Source organism: Mycobacterium toneyamaense, from assembly GCF_055384815.1.
The window spans coordinates 3,518,359-3,539,981 of sequence record NZ_AP040333.1; the positions used below are offsets into that span (position 1 = coordinate 3,518,359).

21 protein-coding genes are annotated in these 21,623 nt (G+C 67.0%); 11 read left to right on the forward strand and 10 right to left on the reverse strand.

The features are described from left to right. Window positions 1-132 precede the first annotated feature (132 nt). The gene (locus ACZ5IQ_RS16995) at window positions 133-1,530 is read left to right on the forward strand and encodes a wax ester/triacylglycerol synthase family O-acyltransferase (RefSeq protein WP_212814243.1); all 1,398 of its coding nucleotides are present in this window, start codon (window positions 133-135) and stop codon (window positions 1,528-1,530) included. 64 nt (window positions 1,531-1,594) lie between these two features. After that, entirely contained in the window at window positions 1,595-1,984 is a 390-nt protein-coding gene (locus ACZ5IQ_RS17000; protein ID WP_212814241.1) for a SpoIIAA family protein, read from the forward strand. A gap of 60 nt (window positions 1,985-2,044) precedes the next feature. On the opposite strand, the gene ACZ5IQ_RS17005 is transcribed toward ACZ5IQ_RS17000, so the two are convergent. Together ACZ5IQ_RS17005 and ACZ5IQ_RS17010 are read right to left on the reverse strand one after the other, a co-directional pair. After that, the gene (locus ACZ5IQ_RS17005) at window positions 2,045-4,441 is read right to left on the reverse strand and encodes a phosphoketolase family protein (protein ID WP_212814238.1); all 2,397 of its coding nucleotides are present in this window, start codon (window positions 4,439-4,441) and stop codon (window positions 2,045-2,047) included. After that, window positions 4,438-5,340, reverse strand: a complete 903-nt coding sequence (locus tag ACZ5IQ_RS17010; protein ID WP_212814777.1) for a universal stress protein — start codon at window positions 5,338-5,340, stop codon at window positions 4,438-4,440. Before ACZ5IQ_RS17010 ends, ACZ5IQ_RS17005 begins: the two co-directional genes overlap by 4 nt. 270 nt (window positions 5,341-5,610) lie before the next feature. On the opposite strand from ACZ5IQ_RS17010, the gene ACZ5IQ_RS17015 reads away from it, so the two are divergent. Next, window positions 5,611-6,399: a universal stress protein gene (locus tag ACZ5IQ_RS17015; protein WP_244872880.1), complete on the forward strand. Its 789-nt coding sequence runs from the start codon at window positions 5,611-5,613 to the stop codon at window positions 6,397-6,399. Between the two features lie 56 nt (window positions 6,400-6,455). Here ACZ5IQ_RS17015 and ACZ5IQ_RS17020 read toward each other — a convergent pair whose 3' ends face one another. Together ACZ5IQ_RS17020 and ACZ5IQ_RS17025 are read right to left on the reverse strand one after the other, a co-directional pair. Continuing rightward, on the reverse strand, window positions 6,456-7,349 hold the full coding sequence (locus ACZ5IQ_RS17020) for a universal stress protein (RefSeq protein ID WP_212814234.1): 894 nt from the start codon (window positions 7,347-7,349) through the stop codon (window positions 6,456-6,458). A 137-nt stretch (window positions 7,350-7,486) separates the two neighbouring features. Then, complete coding sequence (locus ACZ5IQ_RS17025; protein WP_212814232.1) at window positions 7,487-7,783, reverse strand: hypothetical protein; 297 nt, start codon at window positions 7,781-7,783, stop codon at window positions 7,487-7,489. Window positions 7,784-7,867: 84 nt separating this feature from the next. On the opposite strand from ACZ5IQ_RS17025, the gene ACZ5IQ_RS17030 reads away from it, so the two are divergent. The 3 genes from ACZ5IQ_RS17030 (at window position 7,868) to ACZ5IQ_RS17040 (ending at window position 11,361) form a co-directional block, all read left to right on the forward strand. Further along, window positions 7,868-9,232, forward strand: a complete 1,365-nt coding sequence (locus ACZ5IQ_RS17030) for a cytochrome P450 (protein WP_212814230.1) — start codon at window positions 7,868-7,870, stop codon at window positions 9,230-9,232. After that, window positions 9,229-9,891 carry a class I SAM-dependent methyltransferase gene (locus tag ACZ5IQ_RS17035; protein WP_212814228.1) on the forward strand — a complete coding sequence of 221 codons (663 nt, stop codon included), beginning with the start codon at window positions 9,229-9,231 and terminating at the stop codon, window positions 9,889-9,891. Before ACZ5IQ_RS17030 ends, ACZ5IQ_RS17035 begins: the two co-directional genes overlap by 4 nt. Window positions 9,892-9,972: 81 nt before the next feature. Continuing rightward, window positions 9,973-11,361 carry an AAA family ATPase gene (locus ACZ5IQ_RS17040; RefSeq protein WP_212814226.1) on the forward strand — a complete coding sequence of 463 codons (1,389 nt, stop codon included), beginning with the start codon at window positions 9,973-9,975 and terminating at the stop codon, window positions 11,359-11,361. Between the two features lie 27 nt (window positions 11,362-11,388). Here ACZ5IQ_RS17040 and ACZ5IQ_RS17045 read toward each other — a convergent pair whose 3' ends face one another. Continuing rightward, complete coding sequence (locus tag ACZ5IQ_RS17045; RefSeq protein WP_212814223.1) at window positions 11,389-11,943, reverse strand: PadR family transcriptional regulator; 555 nt, start codon at window positions 11,941-11,943, stop codon at window positions 11,389-11,391. A gap of 274 nt (window positions 11,944-12,217) precedes the next feature. Between ACZ5IQ_RS17045 and ACZ5IQ_RS17050 the strand changes: the two genes are divergently transcribed. Then, entirely contained in the window at window positions 12,218-13,216 is a 999-nt protein-coding gene (locus ACZ5IQ_RS17050) for an NAD(P)H-dependent flavin oxidoreductase (RefSeq protein ID WP_212814221.1), read from the forward strand. Here ACZ5IQ_RS17050 and ACZ5IQ_RS17055 read toward each other — a convergent pair. The 4 genes from ACZ5IQ_RS17055 to ACZ5IQ_RS17070 form a co-directional block, all read right to left on the reverse strand. Next, complete coding sequence (locus ACZ5IQ_RS17055) at window positions 13,213-14,517, reverse strand: amidohydrolase family protein (protein ID WP_212814218.1); 1,305 nt, start codon at window positions 14,515-14,517, stop codon at window positions 13,213-13,215. The genes ACZ5IQ_RS17050 and ACZ5IQ_RS17055 overlap by 4 nt on opposite strands. Further along, window positions 14,511-15,713: a CoA transferase gene (locus tag ACZ5IQ_RS17060; RefSeq protein ID WP_371824549.1), complete on the reverse strand. Its 1,203-nt coding sequence runs from the start codon at window positions 15,711-15,713 to the stop codon at window positions 14,511-14,513. The genes ACZ5IQ_RS17055 and ACZ5IQ_RS17060 overlap by 7 nt, the downstream gene beginning before the upstream one ends. Beyond that, on the reverse strand, window positions 15,710-16,648 hold the full coding sequence (locus ACZ5IQ_RS17065) for an enoyl-CoA hydratase/isomerase family protein (protein ID WP_371824550.1): 939 nt from the start codon (window positions 16,646-16,648) through the stop codon (window positions 15,710-15,712). The genes ACZ5IQ_RS17060 and ACZ5IQ_RS17065 overlap by 4 nt, the downstream gene beginning before the upstream one ends. A gap of 100 nt (window positions 16,649-16,748) precedes the next feature. Further along, entirely contained in the window at window positions 16,749-17,099 is a 351-nt protein-coding gene (locus tag ACZ5IQ_RS17070; RefSeq protein WP_212814216.1) for a hypothetical protein, read from the reverse strand. A 390-nt stretch (window positions 17,100-17,489) separates the two neighbouring features. Here ACZ5IQ_RS17070 and ACZ5IQ_RS17075 point away from each other — a divergent pair, with 390 nt between their 5' ends. From ACZ5IQ_RS17075 to ACZ5IQ_RS17090, 4 genes are all read left to right on the forward strand, one after another. Next, window positions 17,490-18,992 carry an SDR family oxidoreductase gene (locus ACZ5IQ_RS17075; protein ID WP_244872879.1) on the forward strand — a complete coding sequence of 501 codons (1,503 nt, stop codon included), beginning with the start codon at window positions 17,490-17,492 and terminating at the stop codon, window positions 18,990-18,992. Between the two features lie 74 nt (window positions 18,993-19,066). Continuing rightward, complete coding sequence (locus ACZ5IQ_RS17080) at window positions 19,067-19,504, forward strand: SRPBCC domain-containing protein (protein WP_029118694.1); 438 nt, start codon at window positions 19,067-19,069, stop codon at window positions 19,502-19,504. A 61-nt stretch (window positions 19,505-19,565) separates the two neighbouring features. Continuing rightward, a complete protein-coding gene (locus ACZ5IQ_RS17085; RefSeq protein ID WP_212814212.1) occupies window positions 19,566-20,210 on the forward strand; it encodes a UdgX family uracil-DNA binding protein in 645 nt (214 codons plus the stop codon). Window positions 20,211-20,264: 54 nt separating this feature from the next. After that, window positions 20,265-20,831: a dihydrofolate reductase family protein gene (locus ACZ5IQ_RS17090; protein WP_212814210.1), complete on the forward strand. Its 567-nt coding sequence runs from the start codon at window positions 20,265-20,267 to the stop codon at window positions 20,829-20,831. An 11-nt stretch (window positions 20,832-20,842) separates the two neighbouring features. Here ACZ5IQ_RS17090 and ACZ5IQ_RS17095 read toward each other — a convergent pair whose 3' ends face one another. Further along, the gene (locus ACZ5IQ_RS17095; RefSeq protein WP_244872878.1) at window positions 20,843-21,592 is read right to left on the reverse strand and encodes an LOG family protein; all 750 of its coding nucleotides are present in this window, start codon (window positions 21,590-21,592) and stop codon (window positions 20,843-20,845) included. Between the last annotated feature and the right edge of the window lie 31 nt (window positions 21,593-21,623).

Below are 21,623 nucleotides of genomic sequence, written 5' to 3' on the forward strand. Positions count from 1 at the left end.
GTCACGGCAGGCGCAGCAGGTGCCGAAGGTCCCTACGACCGCGGTCCATCAGCTCTGCTCGTGAACTTCCGACAGGCGCAACATCATTCGCGAACACCGCACCATTGGCAGGCCGGCCCGTAAAGGACACCGATGAACGACAACCAGCTCACCGCTCTCGATGCCGGATTCCTGCAGGCTGAGGATTCCGACAGTCATGCCAATCTTGCCGTCGCGGTGGTGGCCATCATGGAAGGCCCGGCCCCGGACTTCGCCGAACTACAAGCGGTGCTCGACGAGCGCTCGGCCACCCTGCCCCGTTGCCGACAGGTGTTGCACTCATATCCGCTCGACCTCAGCGCTCCAGAATGGGTACCGGCACCCAGTTTCGACATCACCCACCACGTCCGCCGGCTCACCGTAACAGCGCCCGGTGATGACACTGCGATTCATCGCGCGGTGGCGAGCTTGATGGAGCGCCGCCTCGACAGATCCCGTCCATTGTGGGAAGCGTGGATGCTGGACGGTCTGGCTGATGGTCGCTGGGCGATCGTGGTCAAGCTGCACCACTGCATCGCCGACGGTGTCGCGGCGACAGCAATGCTCGCCGGCATCTGCGACAACCAGTGGGCAGCGCGCGATGAAATCCCCTGCCTCCCTTCGGGATCAGCTCAGCAATCGCGGCGCGGCTTCAATCCGATCACGCTCGGCACCGATGCGTGGCGGATGGTGAGATCGACGGCGCGCAGTGGGGTGCGCATGGCGTTCGGAGCTGCTCAACTCGTAGCCGGCGTGCTCACCACCTCGACCCAACCCCTCAACGGGCAGCTCAGCGACATGCGCCGATTCAGTGCTGTCGAGGTCTCGCTACCCGATGTCCAGATGGTCGCCAAGCGGTTCGGCGTCACCGTCAACGACGTGGCTCTGGCCGCCATCACGGACGGTTTCCGGTCAGCGATGCTGCAGCACGACATGCAACCTTCGGCCGGGCCGATCCGCACCGTCGTGCCGGTTTCTGTCCGGCCTGCCGAACTACTCCACGTGCCCGACAACCGGGTTTCCATATTGCTGCCTGACCTCCCCGTCGATCGGCCGGATCCGCTCGAACAGCTTCGGCTGGTCCACAAGAGGCTGACAACGGCGAAAGGCAGTGGGCAGCGCCAGGCCGGCTCTCTGGTGGTTTCCGCAGCCAACCTGATTCCATTTCCGATCATGGCGTCGGCCGTGCGCCTGCTGGGCCGGCTTCCGCAACATGGCGTCGTTGCCGTGACGACGAATGTCCCGGGCCCGAGCCGGCGCATGCGCTTGATGGGTCGTCAGATCGCCGCGCTCGTGCCGGTACCGCCGATTGCGATGGGCATGCGCACGGGCATCGCCATCATGAGCTACGCAGATCGCCTGACATTCGGCGTCATCGGCGACTACGACGCCGAGCTCGACACGGAAGATCTCGCCCGCGGCATCGAGAACGGGCTCGCTCACCTGATCTCCGTCGCGTCAGCTGCGACGCACACTCGCCGGCTGGGCAACCTGATGCTGCTCAGCGGCTAGAACCGGCAATTACCCGCTGCTGCACAACAACTTTGCGCTCAGACTGATAGCACAGGAGTGAACCGTGATCGATCAACAATGGGACTCGGACAACTCGATTCTCACCATTCACCCGGAATCCCCGTTGAGTACCGGCGATTTTGCCGCCCTCAACCAAACTGTCGACCCGAAGATCGAGCAGGGCGGCGACCTTGCCGGCCTCATCATCGACGCTCCACATTTTCCGGGATGGGACAGTTTCGGGGCGATGGTGACGCACCTGCGATTCGTCCATGACCATCACCAACACGTGAAAAAGATTGCCATCGTCACTGATTCGCCGATAGCGGGCGTTGCACAGCACCTGGTGTCACACTTCATCACTGCGGAGATCCGGAAGTTCCCCGCGGGGCAGGTCGAGGACGCCACGGCGTGGATCACCAGTGGCCGTCAATCTGAGGACCCTAGACCTTAGTCGCCGAAGCCCCCTGAGCGCACAGTCGTCGCATGACGAGGACAGTTATCGCCGACGCCGTCAATCAGTTGCCGACTCCCAACGCCACTCCGTGACCTCGGGCAGATCCTCACCGCGCGTCCGGATCCATTCACGGTGGCGATCATGAGCCGCAACCATGTCTGCGCGCAGTGCGTGTACCGCGGGACCGTCGAGTCCGGGCGTCAGATCGATGGCGTCGATCACCAGCTGGAAGCGGTCCATCTTGTTCAGCACCAGCATGTCGAAAGGCGTTGTCGTCGAACCCTCTTCCAGATACCCCCGCACATGCATATTCCGGTGATTGCGTCGGCGGTAGGTCAACAGGTGGATCAACGACGGGTAGCCGTGGTAGGCGAAGATCACGGGTCGGTCGGTGGTGAACAACGTGTCGTACTCCGCATCGGTCATGCCGTGTGGATGTTGGGAGTCGGATTGCAGCCGGAACAGGTCGACGACGTTGACGACGCGGATCTTTATCTCCGGCAGGCGCTCTCGCAGTATCGATGCGGCAGCCAGCACCTCAATGGTGGGCACGTCGCCGGCGCCGCCCAGCACCACATCAGGTTCTGAACCCCTGTCGGTGCTGGCCCACTCGAAGATGTCCGCGCCGCGTGCGCAGTGCACCGCAGCTTGCTCCGCGGTGAGCCACACCGGGGCGTCGTTCTTACCGGCGACGATCACGTTGATGTAGCTCCGGCTGGCGAGGCAGTGCGCCGCTACCGACAGCAGCGTGTTTGCGTCCGGCGGCAAGTAAATGCGGGCGATATCGGCGCGCTTGTTGGCAACATGATCGATGAAACCCGGATCCTGGTGCGAGAAGCCGTTGTGGTCCTGGCGCCACACGTGGGACGTGATCAGGTAGTTCAGGGATGCGATCGGTGCGCGCCACGGTAGTTCGCGACTCACCTTGAGCCACTTGGCATGTTGGTTCACCATCGAGTCCACGACATGAGCAAAGGCCTCGTAGCTGTTGAGCAGGCCATGCCGCCCGGTCAGCAGATAACCTTCCAGCCAGCCCTGGCACATGTGTTCCGACAAGACTTCGAGCACACGCCCGTCGCGGGCCAGGTGCTCGTCGCTCGGCAGAACTGCTGCGTTCCACTGCTTGTCGCTGACGTCATACACGGCACCGAGCCGATTCGACGCCGTCTCGTCGGGCCCGAACAGTCTGAAGTTGCGGTAGCAGGCGTTACGCACCATTACTTCGCGCAGATATTGCCCGAGCACCCTGGTCGGCTCTGCGGTGGTGTCCCCCGGCCTGACGGTTGACACCGCGAATTCCTGGGCAGCAGGCAAATGCAAAGGTGTCAGCAGCAGGCCACCGTTGGCGTTCGGGTTCAATCCCATCTGATAATCGGTTGACGGCACATTGTCAGTCACCAGCGCTGTGGGGCAACCCATTTCATCGAACAGCTCGCCGGGGCGGTACGAATCCAGCCAATCGACGAACTGCCGGCGATGTTCCGGATCAGACCGGACATCGGCTATGGGCACCTGATGCGAACGCCACGTACCCTCAACAGGCACACCGTCGACCCACCGCGGTCCGGTCCAGCCTTTGGGCGTCCGCAACACGATCATGGGCCACTGTGGGCGCGCCGCTGGGGATGTCGCGGCACGCGCGGCGGTCTGGATTTCGTTGATCATCGCCACGACGCGATCCATCGCCGCCGCCATCTCCTGATGCATCTGTTGCGGGTCGTCGCCGCTGACGTAGATCGGATGGTGCCCGTATCCCCTTAGTAGACAATCGAGTTCGGTGTCGGTGATCCGCGCCAGGACCGTCGGATTGGCGATCTTGTACCCATTGAGGTGCAGGATGGGCAGTACCGCACCATCAGTGACGGGGTTGATGAACTTGTTCGAATGCCAGCTGGCGGCCAGCGGACCGGTCTCGGCTTCGCCGTCACCGATCACACACGCCACCAACAGGTTCGGGTTGTCGAGAGCTGCACCGTAGGCGTGCGCCAGGGAATAACCGAGCTCGCCGCCCTCGTGGATGGAGCCCGGAACTTCCGGTGCGACATGGCTGGGCACGCCACCCGGGAAGGAGAATTCGCGGAACAGTGTCGCCATGCCGCGTTCATCACGGGTTATGTCGGGACGTGTTCGGCTGTAGCTGCCCTCGAGCCAGGCGTTCGCGAACAGCGCCGGCCCGCCATGACCGGGACCGATGACATACATCGCGTCGAGATCATGATCGATGATGGCGCGATTCAGGTGCGCGTAGGTGAAGTTCAGCCCCGGCGAGGTGCCCCAGTGCCCCAACGGGCGGGGCTTGATGTGTTGATGCTCCAAAGGCGTTCGCAGTAGCGGATTGTCCATCAGGTAGATCTGGCCGGCAGTGAGATAGTTGGCAGCCCGCCAGTACGCGTCCACCGATCGCAGCCGCGCCGCCGTCAAGGGCTCACGCACCTCGCGAGTTGCGCTCGTCATCGGGTCGACTCGCGAGCATGCGGCCGAGCGACGAGGACTGGGCAATTCGCCTGGTGAATCAGTTTGTGGCAGGTGGAACCGAGCAGCAGCCCGGTGGCGTCGCCGCGACCATGGCTTCCGGTGACGACGAGCTGAGCGCGCTGGGCATGGCTCAGCAGGACGTGCCCGGGGTTGCCGATTGCCGCGACGCGGCGCACCGCGACATCCGGGAATTTCTCCTGCCACCCGGCCAATCGCTCGGCCAGCATCTCCTGCTGCTCCTCACGCGCCGGGCCGGTCAGGTCATTCCAGGGACCTTGGACATCGTAGAAATGCGCCGGCAAGTAGCCCCAAACCAGGACAGCGGTCAGTCCGGTCCCGCGCATGGCGGCTTCCTCGAAGGCCCAGCCAATCGCATCCTCACTGTCCGGGGCCCCACTGATCCCGACCACAACTGGGCCTGTCACCGGCACCCCCGGTGCGCGGACGACGACGACCGGGCTGTGTCCGTGTGCGGTCAGCGCCACTGCCACCGAGCCGGCCAGCAGGCCGGTGAATGCGTTCAGTCCGCTTGAACCGACGACGGTGAGGAATGCGCCCTTCGACAGCTCGATCAACACTCGAGCTGGGCGGCCCGCCTTTCTGGTCAACGTCACCTCCAGATCAGGGTCCAGCGTCTGGACACGATCGAGGGCCTCGTCAAGGAAACGCTGGCCCGTGGTCTCCAGGTACGTGAAGAAGCTCTCGGAGGCACCCGGGTTGAACCCCAGCGCAAAACTCTCGAAGTCGACGGCGTGCACCAACCGGAGCGGAAGGTTGCGCAACTGTGCTTCGTTGACGGCCCAAGTCAGGGCCATCAGCGATGAGCTCGACCCGTCGATGCCGACCAAAATATAAGGGCGGGGCGGTAATTCGGTCACAATATCCTCCGATGCCTCTGACTGTCCGATGCCCACGACGGTACGAGCACGGCTCCTCCGCTGCTATGGCCGAAAGTCACTCGTTGAGTGATCACTCGCCACCGCTCGGGACCCTTGACCTGTGGTGACTCATGCGCCGTCCCAAAGGCCTTTATGCCCTCGCCTCCGGCTACGTACCCGGGCGAGGATTCGATGACACATCTGCCGTGCCGCACGCCAGGGCAACCACTGCGTAACACGCGAAAACCACCGGGAGACAACATGATCGAAATGCACGCTGGCGATTCCGTCGTGGTCGGCATCGACGGGTCGACAGCTGCCGTCTACGCCGCTCACTGGGCCGTCGCTGAAGCCATCGCCCGAGATGTCCCGCTGCGGCTGGTGAGTTGCGTGCAAGGCCCGCAGCGCTCGGATCGAATGGTCATCGAATACGCCAGGACCTCTCTGCGGGCGGCTCACGCAGCCATCGACGACACCGCCGCGCACGTCAAGATCGAGACCGCCGTCGTAGTCGGAGACCCGACGGCGGTATTGATCGAAGAATCCCGCCGAGCCGCCATGGTGTGTGTGGGCTCCGTCGGGATAGGCCGTTTCGCAAAAGCGCTGCTGGGATCGACCGCGGCGGGCGTGGCCGAGGGCGCGGCGTGTCCGGCCGCAGTGGTCCGCAGTTACGCACCGCACCGGCGCTCGCCGGCAGGGTCGATCGTCGTCGAGGTCAATGACTGGGAAGAGAACCACGATGTGTTCGCCGCGGCGGTCGCCGAAGCGCAACTGCGTGGACGGCCCGTTGTGGCGGTCGGCGTGTGTCCGCCGGAGACCGGGATGAGTGGCCGCCAGGAGCTGCTGCGCCGTTGTGCGGTGTGGCTAGACCTCTACCCCGACGTGTACATCACGGCGGTACCCATCACGACGAGTTTCGCACGGTTCCTGCAGACGACGTCCGAACCGATCAGCCTCGTCGTTGTCGGTGCCCGCGAAGCGGCCAAGCTCGTCAAAATTATTGGCTCACACGCCGACGCGAACTCCGACAACCCCTCTGTGCTCGTCGCACGGGTCTGAAATACCTGAGGTGCAGGCGGCCGCGAACGGCCCCCTGCACCTCAGCAACGATCTGACTACCGGGCCTGCGGCCGGGCGACCAGCACCGGGCACTCGGCATGCTGCACCAGCCGGTGGCTCGTCGACCCGAGGAACCACCCGGCCACGTTTCCATGGCCGCGGGTCCCGGTGACGATCAGCTGCGCGCGCTGCGCATAGCCCAGCAGCACGTGCCCCGGATGGCCGGCGGCGACCACGCGGCGGACCGCGACCTCCGGGAACTTCTCCTGCCACCCCGCCAGCCGTTCAGCCAGCAACATCGCCTGCTGGTCCTCCCGCGCCGGGCCCGGCAGCTCTTCCCATGTCGGTTCGATGTAGTCGAAATAGGCTGGGACATAACTCGATACGAGAACGGCGAGCAGTTTCGCCCCGCGCAGTGACGCCTCCTGGAAGGCCCAGCCGATTGCTTCCTCGCTGTCGGGCGCGCCGCTGACACCGACCACGACGGGCCCTCCGGCGTGTGCGCCGGGCGCGCGGACCACAACGACGGGACTGTGGCCGTGCGCGGTCAGCGCCACCGCCACCGACCCCGCGAGCAGACCCGTGAACCCGTGCAGCCCACTCGATCCGACAACGGTGAGGAACGCATCCCTCGACTGCTCCTCCAGCAGCTGCGCCGGGCGGCCGACCAGGTTGTGGACGGACACCTCCACCTCGGGGGCGAGTGCCTGAACACGCTCCGCGGCCTCGTTCAGGAAGTTCTGTCCCGACGTCTCCACGTACTTGAAGAAGCTCTCGGAAGCACCCGGATTGAATCCCATCACGAAATTGCCGTAGTCGACGGCGTGGACCAGGCGCAGCGGCAGGTTGCGCAGTTGCGCCTCGCCGATGGCCCACAGCAACGCCTCCAGCGATGATCTTGATCCGTCGATGCCGACCAAAATGTATGGGCGAGGAGATAATTCGGTCATGATGTCCGCTCCAGACGAAGGTGCAATTCCCGACACCTTCAACGGTACGGGCGTCGACTGCCCGGGGCTATGGCCAAAAGTCACTCGCCGGCCAGGGCCCAGAGGTACGGCTTCGCGCCGGGGCGCGTTCCGGGTGACTACTCGTTGTCGCCGACGGCTTCGAGGCGCTCGCTCACCCGAGTGAGCGCCTCGTCGAACACGTCGACCTTCTCGCCCCGCTTTTCGTTGGCGGGCTGCGCGGCGCCCCGGCCACCCTCGGATTCCACCCGCGCCGCACCCTGACGCCGCAACAAACTGAAGTTCTTCTCACGCGCCTGCCGCAGCCTGCGCTGCAGCTCCTTGAGTGCTTTCGAATCCATCCGGGCCAACGCCTCGGGATGGCTCTCGGCGATCAGTTCGTTTTCCTGCGGGGTGAGGTTCACGTGGTTGCTCATGACTGATTCATACCCGTGACTGCGATACCTGCCGGTCGAATCACTCGACCGCGCGCCCCTGGCGCGGCATAATTCTTTATTGACATGACTGCAACCATCGACGCCCGCGACGTGGGCACGCTGCCGCTCGCGCCGAAGAATCCGCTGCCGTTACGGCAGTTGATCGCCACCCGGCAATTGCACACCGGGCTGGTCCGGCTGAGCGAGGCCGGTGGGCCCGTCAGTCGCATCGCCGTCGTACCCAAGCGCGTCGCGCCGCCCATCGTGCTCGTCACGTCGCCGGCCGGCATCCGCGACGTGCTGGGTCGCTCCGACAACCTCGCCGAACGCTCCACGATCCACGAAGAAGTGCGCAACGTGGTCGGCGACAATCTCTTCGTCCTGCCCAACAAGGCCTGGCCGCCGCGCCGGCGCGCCCTGCAGCCGGTCTTCACCAAGCAGCACGTCGACCGCTTCGGCGGCCACATGTCCCAGGCCGCGCAGGCGATCGCCGACCACTGGCGCGACGCGCATCACGTCGACCTCGACACCGAATGCCGCCGGCTCGCCATGCGGTCCCTCGGCTACTCGATTCTCGGTCTCGACATCAACGAGCACAGCAACACCATCGCCGAGAACATGCACGTGGCCTCGCGCTATACGGCCGATCGCGCCCTGCGGCCGATCAAGGCGCCGCAGTGGCTGCCGACGCTGGGACGGCGTCGGGCTCGCGCCGCGGTTGCCCGGATGCGCAAGATGACCATGGCGGTCCTGCAGGACTGCCGCGCGAACCCGGACCGCGATGCACCGTTGGTCAAGGCACTGCTCGCGGCCTCGGACCCCGATACCGGCCAGAAGCTCTCCGACGACGACATCTGCAACGACCTGCTCATCTTCATGCTGGCCGGCCACGACACGACCGCGACGACGCTGACGTACGCCTTGTGGCAGCTCGGGCGCAATCCCGCGATGCAGGACCGGGTCGCGGCCGAGGTCGCCGCGATCGGCGATCGGGAGCTGACCCCCGACGACGTGCCCCGGCTCGCCTACACCGCCCAGGTACTCAACGAGTCGCTGCGGCTGTGCCCGCCGGCGGCCGGTGTCGGCCGGACGGCGATGCAGGACATCGTGGTGGACGGCCATCGCGTCGAAGCCGGCAGCATCGTGGCCATCGGCATCAGTGCCGTGCACCGGGACCCCACGTTGTGGGATCACCCGCTGGCGTTCGACCCCGACCGGTTCAGCCCCGACAACGCCAAGACCCGCGACCGTTGGCAGTTCATCCCGTTCGCCGCGGGGCCGCGGTCCTGCATCGGTGAACACTTCGCGATGTTGGTGACGACGCTCGCGCTGGCCACCATCGTGCGGTCCAACCGCATCGAGTCGCTCCACGACGACTTCCCGCTCGAATCGCCCTACACAACGGTCGCGAAAGGCCCCATCCCGGTTCGGGTCACCGCGCGCGCGTGACGCCGGCGGTGGCCGACGCCCGGAGCCAGCTCGACTGGGACCACAACGCCTACTACCAGCGCCGGCTGCTGCAGCTCCTGCCGTCACGGTGCCAACGAGTCCTGGACGTCGGCTGCGGAGCCGGCGGATTCGCCGTCCAGCTCGCCGAGCGCAGTGCGCACGTCGACGCGGTCGATCGCTCGGCGGTGATGATCGCCGAAGCGCAGCGCCGGGCCCCGACGAATGTGAACTGCATTCAGGCCGACGTGCTGACCGACGCGCTGCCGGCAACCGACTACGACGCGATCGTGTCCATCAGCGCACTGCACCACATGCGGCTCGATGCGGTGCTGCCCCGGCTGGCCGACGCGCTTCGGCCCGGTGGTGTGCTCGCGGCCATCGCGCTGCCGCGGACAGACCTGCGGCGTGAGTGGCCGTATGAGCTCGGCGCCGCGCTCGCCCATCGCGCGCTCGGTGTCCGGTTTCGCGCCGAGCGACTGCTGGGAACCGGCAGCGGGTTCGCGAAGACGCCTGACCACGACGTGATGCCGGTGGTGCTCGACCCACCGCTGACGACGCGCGAAGTCGCCGCGCAGGCCGCGATTCTCCTTCCGGGTGCCTACGTGCGGCGCCTGCTCTTCTGGCGTTATCTGCTCGTGTGGCAGAAGCCCACCGCGTAGCGGCGGCGAAAACTCGTTGACGGTGCCTCGGCAGCGTGCCATTCTGTCCGACTGCCCTGTTTCCGACCCACATCACCAATCATGACTCTGACGAACGACGAAATAACCCAACTGGCAACCGAATTCGCCGACGACGACCGCACGGGTCGCCGGCCGATCAGCGATGTCGCGGCGTGGCTGAACGACGTGCACCCGATGGCGCGTGTGACCCTGCATGCACTCGGCGAGTTGCTTGCCGGCGTCTCCAACCTCGACAGGGCCGAGACCGCCGACCGGTTCACCGCCCGTGCGCTCGGGGTGAGCGACTGCGGTCAGCTGATCGATGAAACCCGCGATCTGAATCCCGTGGCCCGGTTGACCACGGCGTTGGCACTCGGTGAGTGGATCACTGAGCACGAGCAGGTGTGTCTGGTCGGCCCCGGCGAGTACTCGCATCCCCCGATGTGGACGCAAACCGAGATCGGCGAGCGGCAGTACCGCCACCCGCTGAGCCTGCGTGTGCACTTCCCCGCTGGGTCCCTGTTGCCCGAGGCCGGGTGCGTCATCAAGATCGAAACCCGCGAGTCGTTCAACCACTCGGCCGAGGTCAGCGTCTACGTGATGCCCGCACATCAGGCCGAGGCCCGCGTGCTGCTCGACAGGCTCGCAGAGCGTGCCAACGCGCTCAACCCGTACCGGGGCCGCGCGCTGCGCGCCACCAACGCGCATGGTCTGCAGCTCACGGTGATCGAGTTGCCGCCGGCTGTCAGCCGATCGAATGTGATTGTGCCCCAATCAGTGTGGACCGAAGTCGACCTCGGCATCGCGGCGGTTCGCGATCGCCACGGCCTGCTCAACGCCCACGGCTTGGGAGCCCGCCGCGGCGTGCTGTTGTGCGGTCCGCCCGGTACCGGGAAGTCGGCGGTGAGTGCTGTCGCGGCCAGTGAAGTCGTCGGCGATTTCACCGTGATCTATGTCGAGGCCCGCGCCGGAGCGGACCTGCTGACGGTCGTCGTCGAGGAGGCTCAGCGTCTGGGCGGCCCGGTGCTGCTGGTGCTCGAAGACGTCGACCTGTGGTGCCGGGATCGTTCCGTCGGCGGCGGCGGGTTGTCGGAGCTGCTGCAGGCGATGGATATTGCCCCCGACGCCCGCATCCTGACGCTGGCATCCACCAACGACGTCGCGACTCTGGACAAGGCGGCGATCCGCACCGGCCGGTTCGACTCGGTGGTCGAGGTCGGTTACCCCGACCGCGTCGGTGCGGCCCGCATCCTGTCGGTGCTGCTCGGCGACCTGCCCGGAGGGGCGGACGTCAACACGGCCGCGGTGGCCGCGGCCCTGCCCGAGCACACCAGCGGCAGCGACATCCGCGAGATCGTCCGCCGTGCTCTGCTCGCCGGTAACGGCGAAGCCATCAGCACGGCGGCGCTGCTCGCCGAGTTGGGCACCGGTCGCTACCGCGCCGAGCCGCCGGAAGGCATGTATCTGTAGGACGACGGAACCAACGTCCCGTAACCCTCAGGCGCCGTCACCGGACGACGTGAGCCTGTCCAGCACGTCCAGCGCCTCGCGACACCAGTCGACCCAGGCTTGCTCGGTCCGCAGGCCCGCCTTCAACACCAGGTGCCGCAACACGTCGGCGTCGGCGACCGGGGCCGCGAAATCTCGGGCATCGATCTCGCGGTAGTTGGCCAACATCGCTTCATGCGCGGCGAGGTGGTGCGCGATCACGGCGCGCACGGCCCCGGTCTCGCCGAGCGCCGCGGCGGCACGCACCCGCACGGCGATGGACATCCGCTCCGGCGCGGGATCATCGATGCCACAGAGCCATTCGCCCAGCGCCGCCCGTCCCGCGGGCGTGATGCTGAAGCGCTTGGGCTGACCGCGCTCAGGGCGATCAGGCGTCGAGGCCTCGGCCAGCCCGGAGGTCTTGAGCTTGTCGAGCTCCCGGTAGATCTGCTGGTGCGTCGCCGGCCAGAAGTAGCCGAATGCCCGATCAAACCGGCGGGTGAGTTCGATACCCGTCGATGCCCGCTCCGTGAGCGCGGTCAGGATGGCGAATTGCAGCGACATGGCGTGATCGTAAGTCCCGTGCGGTTTCCGCCGGCGCAGCGCGGCGGCAGCAGTCCTGTCACGACGGTTATCCAATCTGTTGCATAAAAGCGCGCCGGAAGCCGGGACCGGCGGTCGGCGCTTCCCTGATACGACTGATTTCCAACATGTTCGAATCAGCGGGCAACGCGAGAACATCCACCCGCCGCCGATTATGCCACTAGTTGCATAACCACTCCAGCGCCACTAGAGTCCCGTCCAAACCCGGTCTCCGATTCGAAGGGCTATCACCACCATGGGTCTGCCTCCCGTCCTCGCACAGCGCCTGTCCCTGCCGGTGGTCGCGTCACCGTTGTTCCTGTGCTCGGGGCCCGACCTGGTGAAGGCGGAGTGCCAGGCCGGCGTCATCGGCTCGTTCCCCGCGCTCAACGCCCGGCCGTCCAGCCTGCTCGGCGATTGGCTGGATGAGATCCAGGAGTCGAACGCCGCCTACGCCCTCGCGAATCCCGACGCCATCGTCGCGCCGTTCGCCGTCAACCAGATCGTGCATCGCTCCAACGACCGCCTCGAGCACGACATGAGCGTCATCGTCGAGCACAAGGTCCCGATCGTGATCACCTCGCTCGGGGCGCGTCCCGAGATCAACGATGCGGTGCACTCTTACGGCGGCATCGTCCTGCACGACATCATCAACAACGAGTTTGCGCACAAGGCCATCGACAAGGGTGCCGACGGCATCATCGCCGTCGCAGCCGGCGCCGGTGGCCACGCCGGTACCCAGTCCCCGTTCGCGCTGGTCCGCGAGATCCGCGAGTGGTTCGACGGTCCACTGCTGCTGTCGGGCGCCATCGCCCACGGCCGGTCCATCCTGGCCGCACTCGCCGCGGGCGCCGACTTCGCCTATGTCGGTTCGGCATTCCTCTCCACCGACGAAGCCAACGCGGTGCCCGAGTACAAGCAGATGATCGTCGACTCCACGGCATCCGAGATCGTCTACAGCAACCTGTTCACCGGCGTGCACGGCAACTACCTGCGCGGCAGCATCGTCGCCCAGGGTCTCGACCCGGACAACCTGCCCGAATCCGACGCCTCGGCAATGAATTTCGGCTCGGGCGGGAACACCGACGCCAAGGCGTGGAAGGACATCTGGGGTGCCGGTCAGGGCGTGGGCAGCATCAAGGAACGCCTGACCGTCGCGCAACTGGTCGAAACCTTGAAGACGCAGTACGTCGAAGCCCGCCAGGACCTGCTGAGCCGAGTGCTCGACGACGAGGTTCTCGAGCCGGCGCACTAGCCCGCCTGATACACCACCGCACCGTCGTACACGGTCGCAGCCACCAGCGAGGCGTCCAGCGCAGCCAGAACGTCTCGCGGTGGCGCCGCCAGCAGGCACATGTCCGCCGGCATTCCCACCGTCAGCTCCCGAGGCACGTCCGGCTGCGCGGGTGCGCCGAGGAACATCCCCAATGCCGTTGCGGCATCGATGCTTTCATCCGCCCCCAGCACGGCGCCCGACGGCGTCCTGCGGTGAACCGCGGCGCGCATCGCCGCCCAGGGATCGGCGTCCCCGAACGGCATATCGGTCGACAGCGCGACGGGTATCCGCGCGCCACACAGCGACGCCACCCGCCACAGCTGGCCATGCTCGTCCGCGGGTACGTCGGTGAGGTACTGCGCGCCGCGCTCGGCGATGAAGTTCGGCTGGGTCACCACCAGCACGCCGAGGCCACGCAGGTCGGCCAGGCAGTCATCGGGAATGACGGCGCCGTGCTCGATGCGATCCCCCGCCCGGGAACCCGCCTGCCGCAGCGCGGCAATCGCGACGACCAGCTGCGCGGCCGTAACACAGTGCAGTGCAACGATTCCGCCCTGACGGTGCCGTGCCGTGATCCAGCCGGCCAGCGCCTCGAGGTCCAGATCGTCGTCGTGCAGAATGCGTTTGGCGGGTGCCAGGACTTCGACGCGCTGGCGCAGTTCGCCATGCCGGCGGGCCTCGGCGAAGTCCATCACATCCTCAGCGGTGAGGTCGGGGGTCGCGTCGGTGACACCGGTGACACCGAATGCCGAGAGGCGCCTGCTGATCTCGCCGAGTCCGGCGTCGCTGCGCTGCAACGCATGCGTCCAGCCCGGGTCCGCGCTGCGCAGCCGGCCGTCGGGGTGGTCGGGCAGGCCGACAGCCGTCAGACCCGCGGAGTTCAGGGTCCACAGCACCCCGCTGCGGTGCTGGACACGCACAGGCACGTTCGGTGAAAGCTCGTCGAGCACAGCGCGGTCCAGCGGACCCGCGACAACCTCGTGATAGCCGACGGCGCGAATCCAGCCGTCCGCGCCGACGGCGGCCTGCCCCAAGACCGCACGCAGCGCGTCACGGCTGCGTACCTCCCCCGGACCGACCCGCACCGACGTCAACGCCGCTGCCGCCGAACGCAAGTGGACGTGATGGTCGTGTAGTCCGGGGATGACGGTGCCACCGGCCGCGTCGAGAACGTCCTCCCCGGTGATCGGCTCGAGGTTGTCGGCAATGGCCTCGATGCGCCGGCCCAGCCGAATATCGACGGTCCGACCGTCGAGCAGCGTAGCTCGTTGAATCAGCATGCCCGGCAAGCCCTTTCCTGCACGATGCCCCGCACCCGCGCGTTGTCGGTGCCCAGCTCGCCGGCCCGCGACGACAGCGCGGGCGCCACCGGTTCGGCCACCGGACCTACGCTCGCACCGCTCGTCAGTGGTAGCGCGGCGTATTCCGCCGCCACTGCTGCCAGGGCGATCTCGACGACTTCACCACCGCCGCGCCGCAGCGACCCCGCCACCGCCAGTGTGGCGTGCATCCCCGTCAGTGGATCGGCGATCGCGTCACCGCAGAACACCGGTCCGCTGCCCGCCGGGTCGGAGCCGACGAGGCCCCCGGAAACCGCGGCATCATCGCCGAATCCGACCCAGTGACCCTGCTCCCCCTCAGTGCCGTGACCGGTGATCCGCAGCCACACCCGGCCGTCCCGCGCCGGAACATCGTCCGGGCCCAGGCCTCGGCGGGTCAGCGCATCGGGACGAGACGACTCGATCACCACGTCGGCGACGGACAACAACTGCCGCAGCTCGTCGGGCTGGCCGAAATCGACGGCATAACAGAGCTTTCCGGCGTTCATCCAGTCGAAGAATCGTCGTTCCCCCTGCCGGGTGCCGTCCGGCCGCGACGGGCTCTCGACCTTGATCACTGTCGCGCCGGCGCGACACAGCAGCTGTCCACAGAGCGGGCCGGCCCACATCGAGGACAGGTCGACCACCAGCAGCCGGCCGTAGTCCCGGAACGGCTTTCGGTTGCCGTGTCGCCGGACCACCGGGGCGGCGGCGGTCGTCTCCCCCAGCACGCCGACAGGAAGACCGAGCAGACGCGCACGCTCCGCGACATCGGCGACCCGGCGGCGACCGGCCCACTCGATGATGGCCGGCCACGGGTGATCGCCGGGCACGTCGGATTCGAGAAGCGCCGGTACCGCGGCGACATCATCGGGCCGGGCCAGCGTCAGGGCGAACCAACCGTCGCGACCCGCGATCAGCCGCGTGGCGCCGCCGGCGCTGATCCGGCCCTGCCGGTGCAGCCCCGCCAGCGCGGCCCGCCCCGCGAGAAGCTCCGCCGCATCGATCTCGATACCAAGTCTGCCGGACAACTCGGATGCGACCGTCCGCGCCCGAGCCAGCACCGCCGCGCGACTGACGTCCGGTGGCCCGCCCGGCATACCCGTCAGCGCGGCCAGCCCACTGGCCGACCAGTCCCGCGCCGCCTCGTCACTCACGCGCTGACCGCATCGACCAAGCCCCAGTCCTGCGCCGTCACCGCATCGATCGTCGCCCGGGACAGCACCAAATACGCTGTGCGCCAGCGGCCGATCCGCCGCGTGATGCTCACCGTCCCTCCGGCTCCGGGGATCAGACCCAACGCCAGCTCCGGCAGGCCGAGGGTGGCGTCGGGGTGACAGGTCACCTGCCCGCAGAACGCGGCCATCTCCAGCCCGCTGCCCAGCACCTGGCCGTGCACGACGGCCCGGCACGCCGGGCCCAAGCGCGCGGTGATCTCGTCGAGCACCAGGGCCGGGCTGAAGCGCGTGCGGGCCAGGTGCGCAGACGCCGGGTCGTCGAATGTCCCGAATTCGGCGAGGTCTCCGCCGCTACAGAAGGAGGGACCGTTGCCGGTGAGCACCAGACCCGTCACCGAGGGGTCCAAGCGCGCGACCTCCAGCGCCTCCAGCAGTGCCGCCCGCGCGTCGGTGGAAAACGCATTGTGCCGCTGGGGGCGGTTGAACGCGACGTGCAGAGTGTCACCGTCCCGGTGCGACACCACCGGATCCGGGAGCAGCGGAACGGTTTTCGGGCCGCGTTCGGCGAGCCAGCGCGCGAACTCCCGGCCGGACTGCAGCGTCGAATACGCCAGTGATTCGGTGATCACCCCGGCGAACGTCGGCGCCGCGGGGTCGAATGCCCGTAGGACGTCGTCGCACACCGCGGCAGTCTGCGGCCACGTGGCGACGCGTTCGGCGATCTGTCCCAGCGCGGCGTCCACATCGGGCACCTGCACGGTTCTGCGGTCCGCACACGGGCGGTCGACCAGCGTGAAAGTCGCTTGCTGCAGCCAGAACTCGGCGTCATCACCGGCCGGGTCTCCGACCCCGATCACCAGACCTGCGGCACCCGGGTCCTCCGCGAGGTCGATGACCCTCAGTTCGTCAGGCAATGGACACCCGGTCCTCGGCCTCACGGTGAGCCAGCGGCACGTTCTCGCCTCCTGCGGATGTGGACAACCGGATCATGCCACTTCCGCCGCGGATTGAGGCCTAGTCGAGCTGCACCCGCACGGTGACGCGGCCCTTCTCGTCACGCGTCGAGATCGCATGCCCAGCACGGTCGGCGCCGCGAAAGTTGAGCAGTGTGATGGGCCCGCCCTCGCCGAGGAAGTTGCGCCACCAGCTCTTGGAGTCCGGGGCCATCACGCTGATGACCACGTCGTCGCCCGACAGCCGGTAGTTGACGGGGGTCTGGAAGCTACGGCCCGACTTGCGGCCCGTGTAGCGGATCTCGACCAGGCTGCGGCCGACGATGTCGCCGAGGACGGGCACGCTGGTCAGACCGACCGCCGCCTTGTTGAGCGCGCGGACGACGGGGTTGTCGAAAAACGTGCTGGACATGGTCGCCAGGCTAGCGCGGGTGGCCCGAGTCGGCCCATCTTGATCACGCGCATTCGCGACAGACGTGCCCCAGCGATGGGTCAGCTGTCAGCTCGCTCAGCTCACGGACGTGAATGCAACGGATGCAGATGAATTCATTGACCTGCTGCGGCGTACGAGCCAGCTGCTGCGGGCTGTCGTAATCAATCGTCACGTGGTCTGACCTTCCCAAGACGGACGCCGCACATGCGGCATGTCCGCAGCGAATGCCCCGTCCGCGCTCGGGATAAACAAATCTGTGATCGATTGCCGACCATCCGCGCGCGGCAGGCCTCCGAATCACTGGGTAGTGCCGGGCATTTTCGGGGAATGTCTCAGCAGTCAGCGTGCGGCCCCAACCGAGGAGAGTCTGTGACAGATGCGATCCACGCCGCACCGTCGTTGCGCGTGCTGGTCACCGGAGCCACCGGATACATCGGCGGTCGGTTGGTGGCGCGTGTCATCGAAGCCGGCCACCGCGTGCGCGTGCTGGCGCGCAACCCGGACAAGATCAGTGACGTGCCCTGGGCTGCTGATGTGGAGGTGGTGCAGGGTGACCTCACCGATGCGGCCACGCTCGGCGACGCGTGCCGCGACATCGACGTCGTCTACTACCTCGTACATTCGATGGGTAACCCGGGAGAGTTCACCGAGGCCGAACGCACCAGCGCAGAGAATCTCGCTGCTGCCGCGCGCACCGCCCACGTCAAACGCATCGTCTACCTGGGCGGCCTGCACACCGAATCCGACCGGCTGTCGTCGCACCTGCGGTCACGCAGCCAGGTCGGGGAAATCCTGATCGACTCCGGTGTCCCGACGGTCGTGCTGCAGGCGGGCGTGGTCATCGGTTCCGGTTCGGCCTCCTTCGAGATGATCCGCCACCTGACCAACCGGCTGCCCGTGATGACAACGCCGCGCTGGGTCAACAACCGCATCCAGCCCATCGCGATACGCGATGTCCTCTACTACCTGCTGGCCGCCGCCACGGCCGAGGTGCCGCGCTCACGCACCTACGACATCGGTGGACCCGACGTCCTGCGCTACGGGGAGATGATGCAGATCTACGCCGAAGTCGCGGGGCTGGCGAGACGCAGAATCGTGGTCCTGCCGGTCCTCACCCCGAAACTCGCCGGATTGTGGATCGGGCTGGTGACTCCGGTGCCTCCGCGGATCGGCCGCGCTCTGATCGAGTCCCTGAGCACCGACTCCGTGGTGACCGAGCACGACATCGATGAGGTGATTCCACCGCCGCCCGGGGGCACGACCGGATACCGCGACGCCGTTAGATTGGCGCTGCGCCGCATCGAGGACGGCGAAGTCGAAACCACCTGGGCCAACGCCTCGCCGACCGGTGCCCCGGCCGACCCCCTGCCGTCGGATCCCAGCTGGACCGGCGACGCCATCTATACCGACGACCGCAGCATCGACTGCGACGCCACCGTCGCCCAGGTGTGGCGCGTCGTGGAGGGCATCGGCGGCGAACGCGGTTGGTACTCGTTTCCACTCGCCTGGACGGTCCGCGGTTGGCTCGACGTACTGACCGGCGGCGTCGGCCTGGCCCGCGGCCGGCGCAACCCGAACACTCTCTACACCGGCGACGCTCTCGATTTCTGGCGCGTCGAACGCATCGAGCGGCCGCATCTGCTGCGGCTGCGCGCCGAGATGCGCACGCCGGGCCGAGCCTGGCTGCAGTGGGAACTCCACTCCCGTGACGATGGCACCACCCGGCTGCACCAGCGTGCCATCTTCTTTCCCAAAGGCCTTGCCGGACGGCTGTATTGGTACGCGCTGATGCCGTTCCACGGCATCATTTTCACGGGCATGATCAAGAACATCAGCGTCGAAGCCTCGAAGGAAGGATCTCGCGCCGCCTAGCGCGCCGCGCTGCGTCCCGCCTATTGAGTGGACAGTTGTCGGCAGCTGTACACCCTCTCCCGTACGGTGTGTCTGTGAGTTTCGCGATTGACAGGTCAGTAGAGATCGACGCACCGGCCGAGGTGGTCTGGCAGGTCCTCACCGACGGGGCCAGCTACGGCGAGTGGAATCCGTTCTGCATCGAGTGCTCGTCGACGTTCGAACCCGGCAGCCCGATCGACATGAAGGTGGTGCTGATCGGTCCGCCCAAGAAGCAGCGCGAATACATCAACACCTTCACCCCGGGCGTCGAGTTCAGCTACAACATGAAGCCCGCCCCGCTGGGACTGCTGCGCAGCGAGCGCTCACACCGGCTGACCCCGCTGCCCGACGGCCGCACCCGCTACGACTCGCACTTCCAGTTGTTCGGCCCGGTGTCTCCCATCGTCGCCGGCCTGCTGGGCCGCGCCCTGAAGAAGGGCTTCGGGGGCATGACCGACGGCGTCAAGAAGCGCGCCGAGTCCCTCCGGTAGCCGGGCGCCGCGTCGGCTGGGCGGCGCGATTGGCGCGGCGGCGTGCGGGGTAAACACCCGCATGGCCGAAACCAGCGCGGCAGACTATCTCCCCCGCGAGCTCAACATCCCGGCGCTGCGCACGGCGGCCGGCGTGTGCCACGGCTGCGCGCTGTACCAGCACGCGCAGCAGACGGTGTTCGGCGTCGGCGACGACGCGGCCGCGATCATGCTCGTCGGCGAGCAACCAGGTGACGTGGAGGACCGGCGCGGTCAACCGTTCGTCGGGCCGGCCGGCCGCCTTCTCGACCGCGCACTCGGCGACGCCGCGCTCGATCGCGACCGGCTGTATGTGACCAACGCGGTCAAGCATTTCAAGTTCAAGGCCACCGATCGCGGCAAGCGCCGAATCCACCAGAAGCCCAACCGAACCGAAGTGGTCGCCTGCCGACCGTGGCTGCTGGCCGAGCTGCGCACCGTCGAACCCGACGTGGTGGTGCTGCTCGGCGCGACGGCAGCACAGTCGCTCCTGGGCAACGACTTTCGGCTCACCCAGCATCGCGGCGAGACCCTGTCGCTCCCGGCCGACACCGTGCCGAACCACGACACCGTGGCCATCGCCACCGCGCATCCCTCGTCGATCCTGCGCCTGCCACCGCCCGACCGTGACGCCGCCTACCGCGACCTGGTGGCCGATCTCCAGAGGTCGGTGGAGCTTCTCGGCTGAGACTCGTCCCGCTCCTGGCCGATGAATTTCGCCGTCGGGTGCAGTCTGATCTACATGGGCAGACTCATCTATGGCTTCAACGTGTCGGTGGACGGATACATCGCCGACGCACAGGGCAGCATCGACTGGTCCGAACCGAGCGAGGAACTGCACCAGTACTGGAACGACTTCGAGCGCGAGACGGCGCTGTCGTTCTACGGCCGGCGGCTGTACGAGCTGATGGCCGCGTACTGGCCGACCGCCGACAAGGAACCGGATGCCACCCCGCTCATCGTGGATTTCGCCCGCATCTGGCGGGACATGCCGAAGGTCGTGTTCTCGCGCACGCTGGATTCGGTCGACTGGAACTCCCGTCTGGAACGCGGCGACCCCGTCGCGGTGGTGTCGAAGCTCAAAGCCGAGACCGACGGCAATCTGGAGATAGCCGGCGCGACGCTCGCCGCGCCCGTCGTGCGGGCCGGATTGGTGGACGAGTACCGGATCGTGCTCGTGCCCACCGCAGTCGGCGGCGGCACCCCGTTCTTCCCGACGCTGCCGGCATGGATCTCGTTGCGACTGTTGGAGAACCGCACCTTTCCCTGCGGCACGGTCCTCCTGCGCTACGAAGCGGAGCACGACTGAGGGCGACCTCGCTAATCTGCTGACGCGACGATGATGTCCACTGCTTCGGTGACGCTGTCGGTGCAGTGGATCAGGTCGAGGTCGGATTCGGAGATCTTTCCTTCCGCCAGCATGGTGTTGCGGATCCAGTCGATGAGGCCCGACCAGTAGTCGACACCCAACAGGATGATCGGAAACGCGGTGACCTTGCGGGTCTGCACCAAGGTCAAGGCTTCGAACAGCTCGTCCAGGGTGCCGAAGCCACCGGGCAGGCACACGAACGCCTGCGCATATTTGACGAACATGGTCTTGCGGACGAAGAAGTAGCGGAAGTTGATCCCCAGGTCGACCCAGTGGTTGAGCCGCTGTTCGAACGGCAGCTCGATGCCCAGACCGACCGAATAGCCGCCGGACTCGCTGGCCCCACGGTTGACCGCCTCCATCGCCCCCGGCCCGCCCCCGGTGATCACGGCATAGCCTGCGTGCACCAGCGCGGCGCCCAGCTCCTCACCCAATCGGTATTCCGGCGAATGCGGCACCGTTCGGGCGGAACCGAAAACCGTGACCGCCCTCGGCATCTCCGAGAGGGCATCGAAGCCGTCGACGAACTCGCCTTGGATGCGCATCACGCGCCACGGGTCGGTGTGCACCCAGTCGGTGGGGCCGCGCCGGTCCAGGAGGCGCTGGTCGGCGGTCGTGGTGGCGCAACGTTCGCGACGGAGTTGCACCGGGCCACTGATCTGGAGGTCGCCGTCGTCGTCCACGGTGTCGTTCTCGTTCACGTCGGCCAGCGTATGGGAAGCCGGGGCGCAC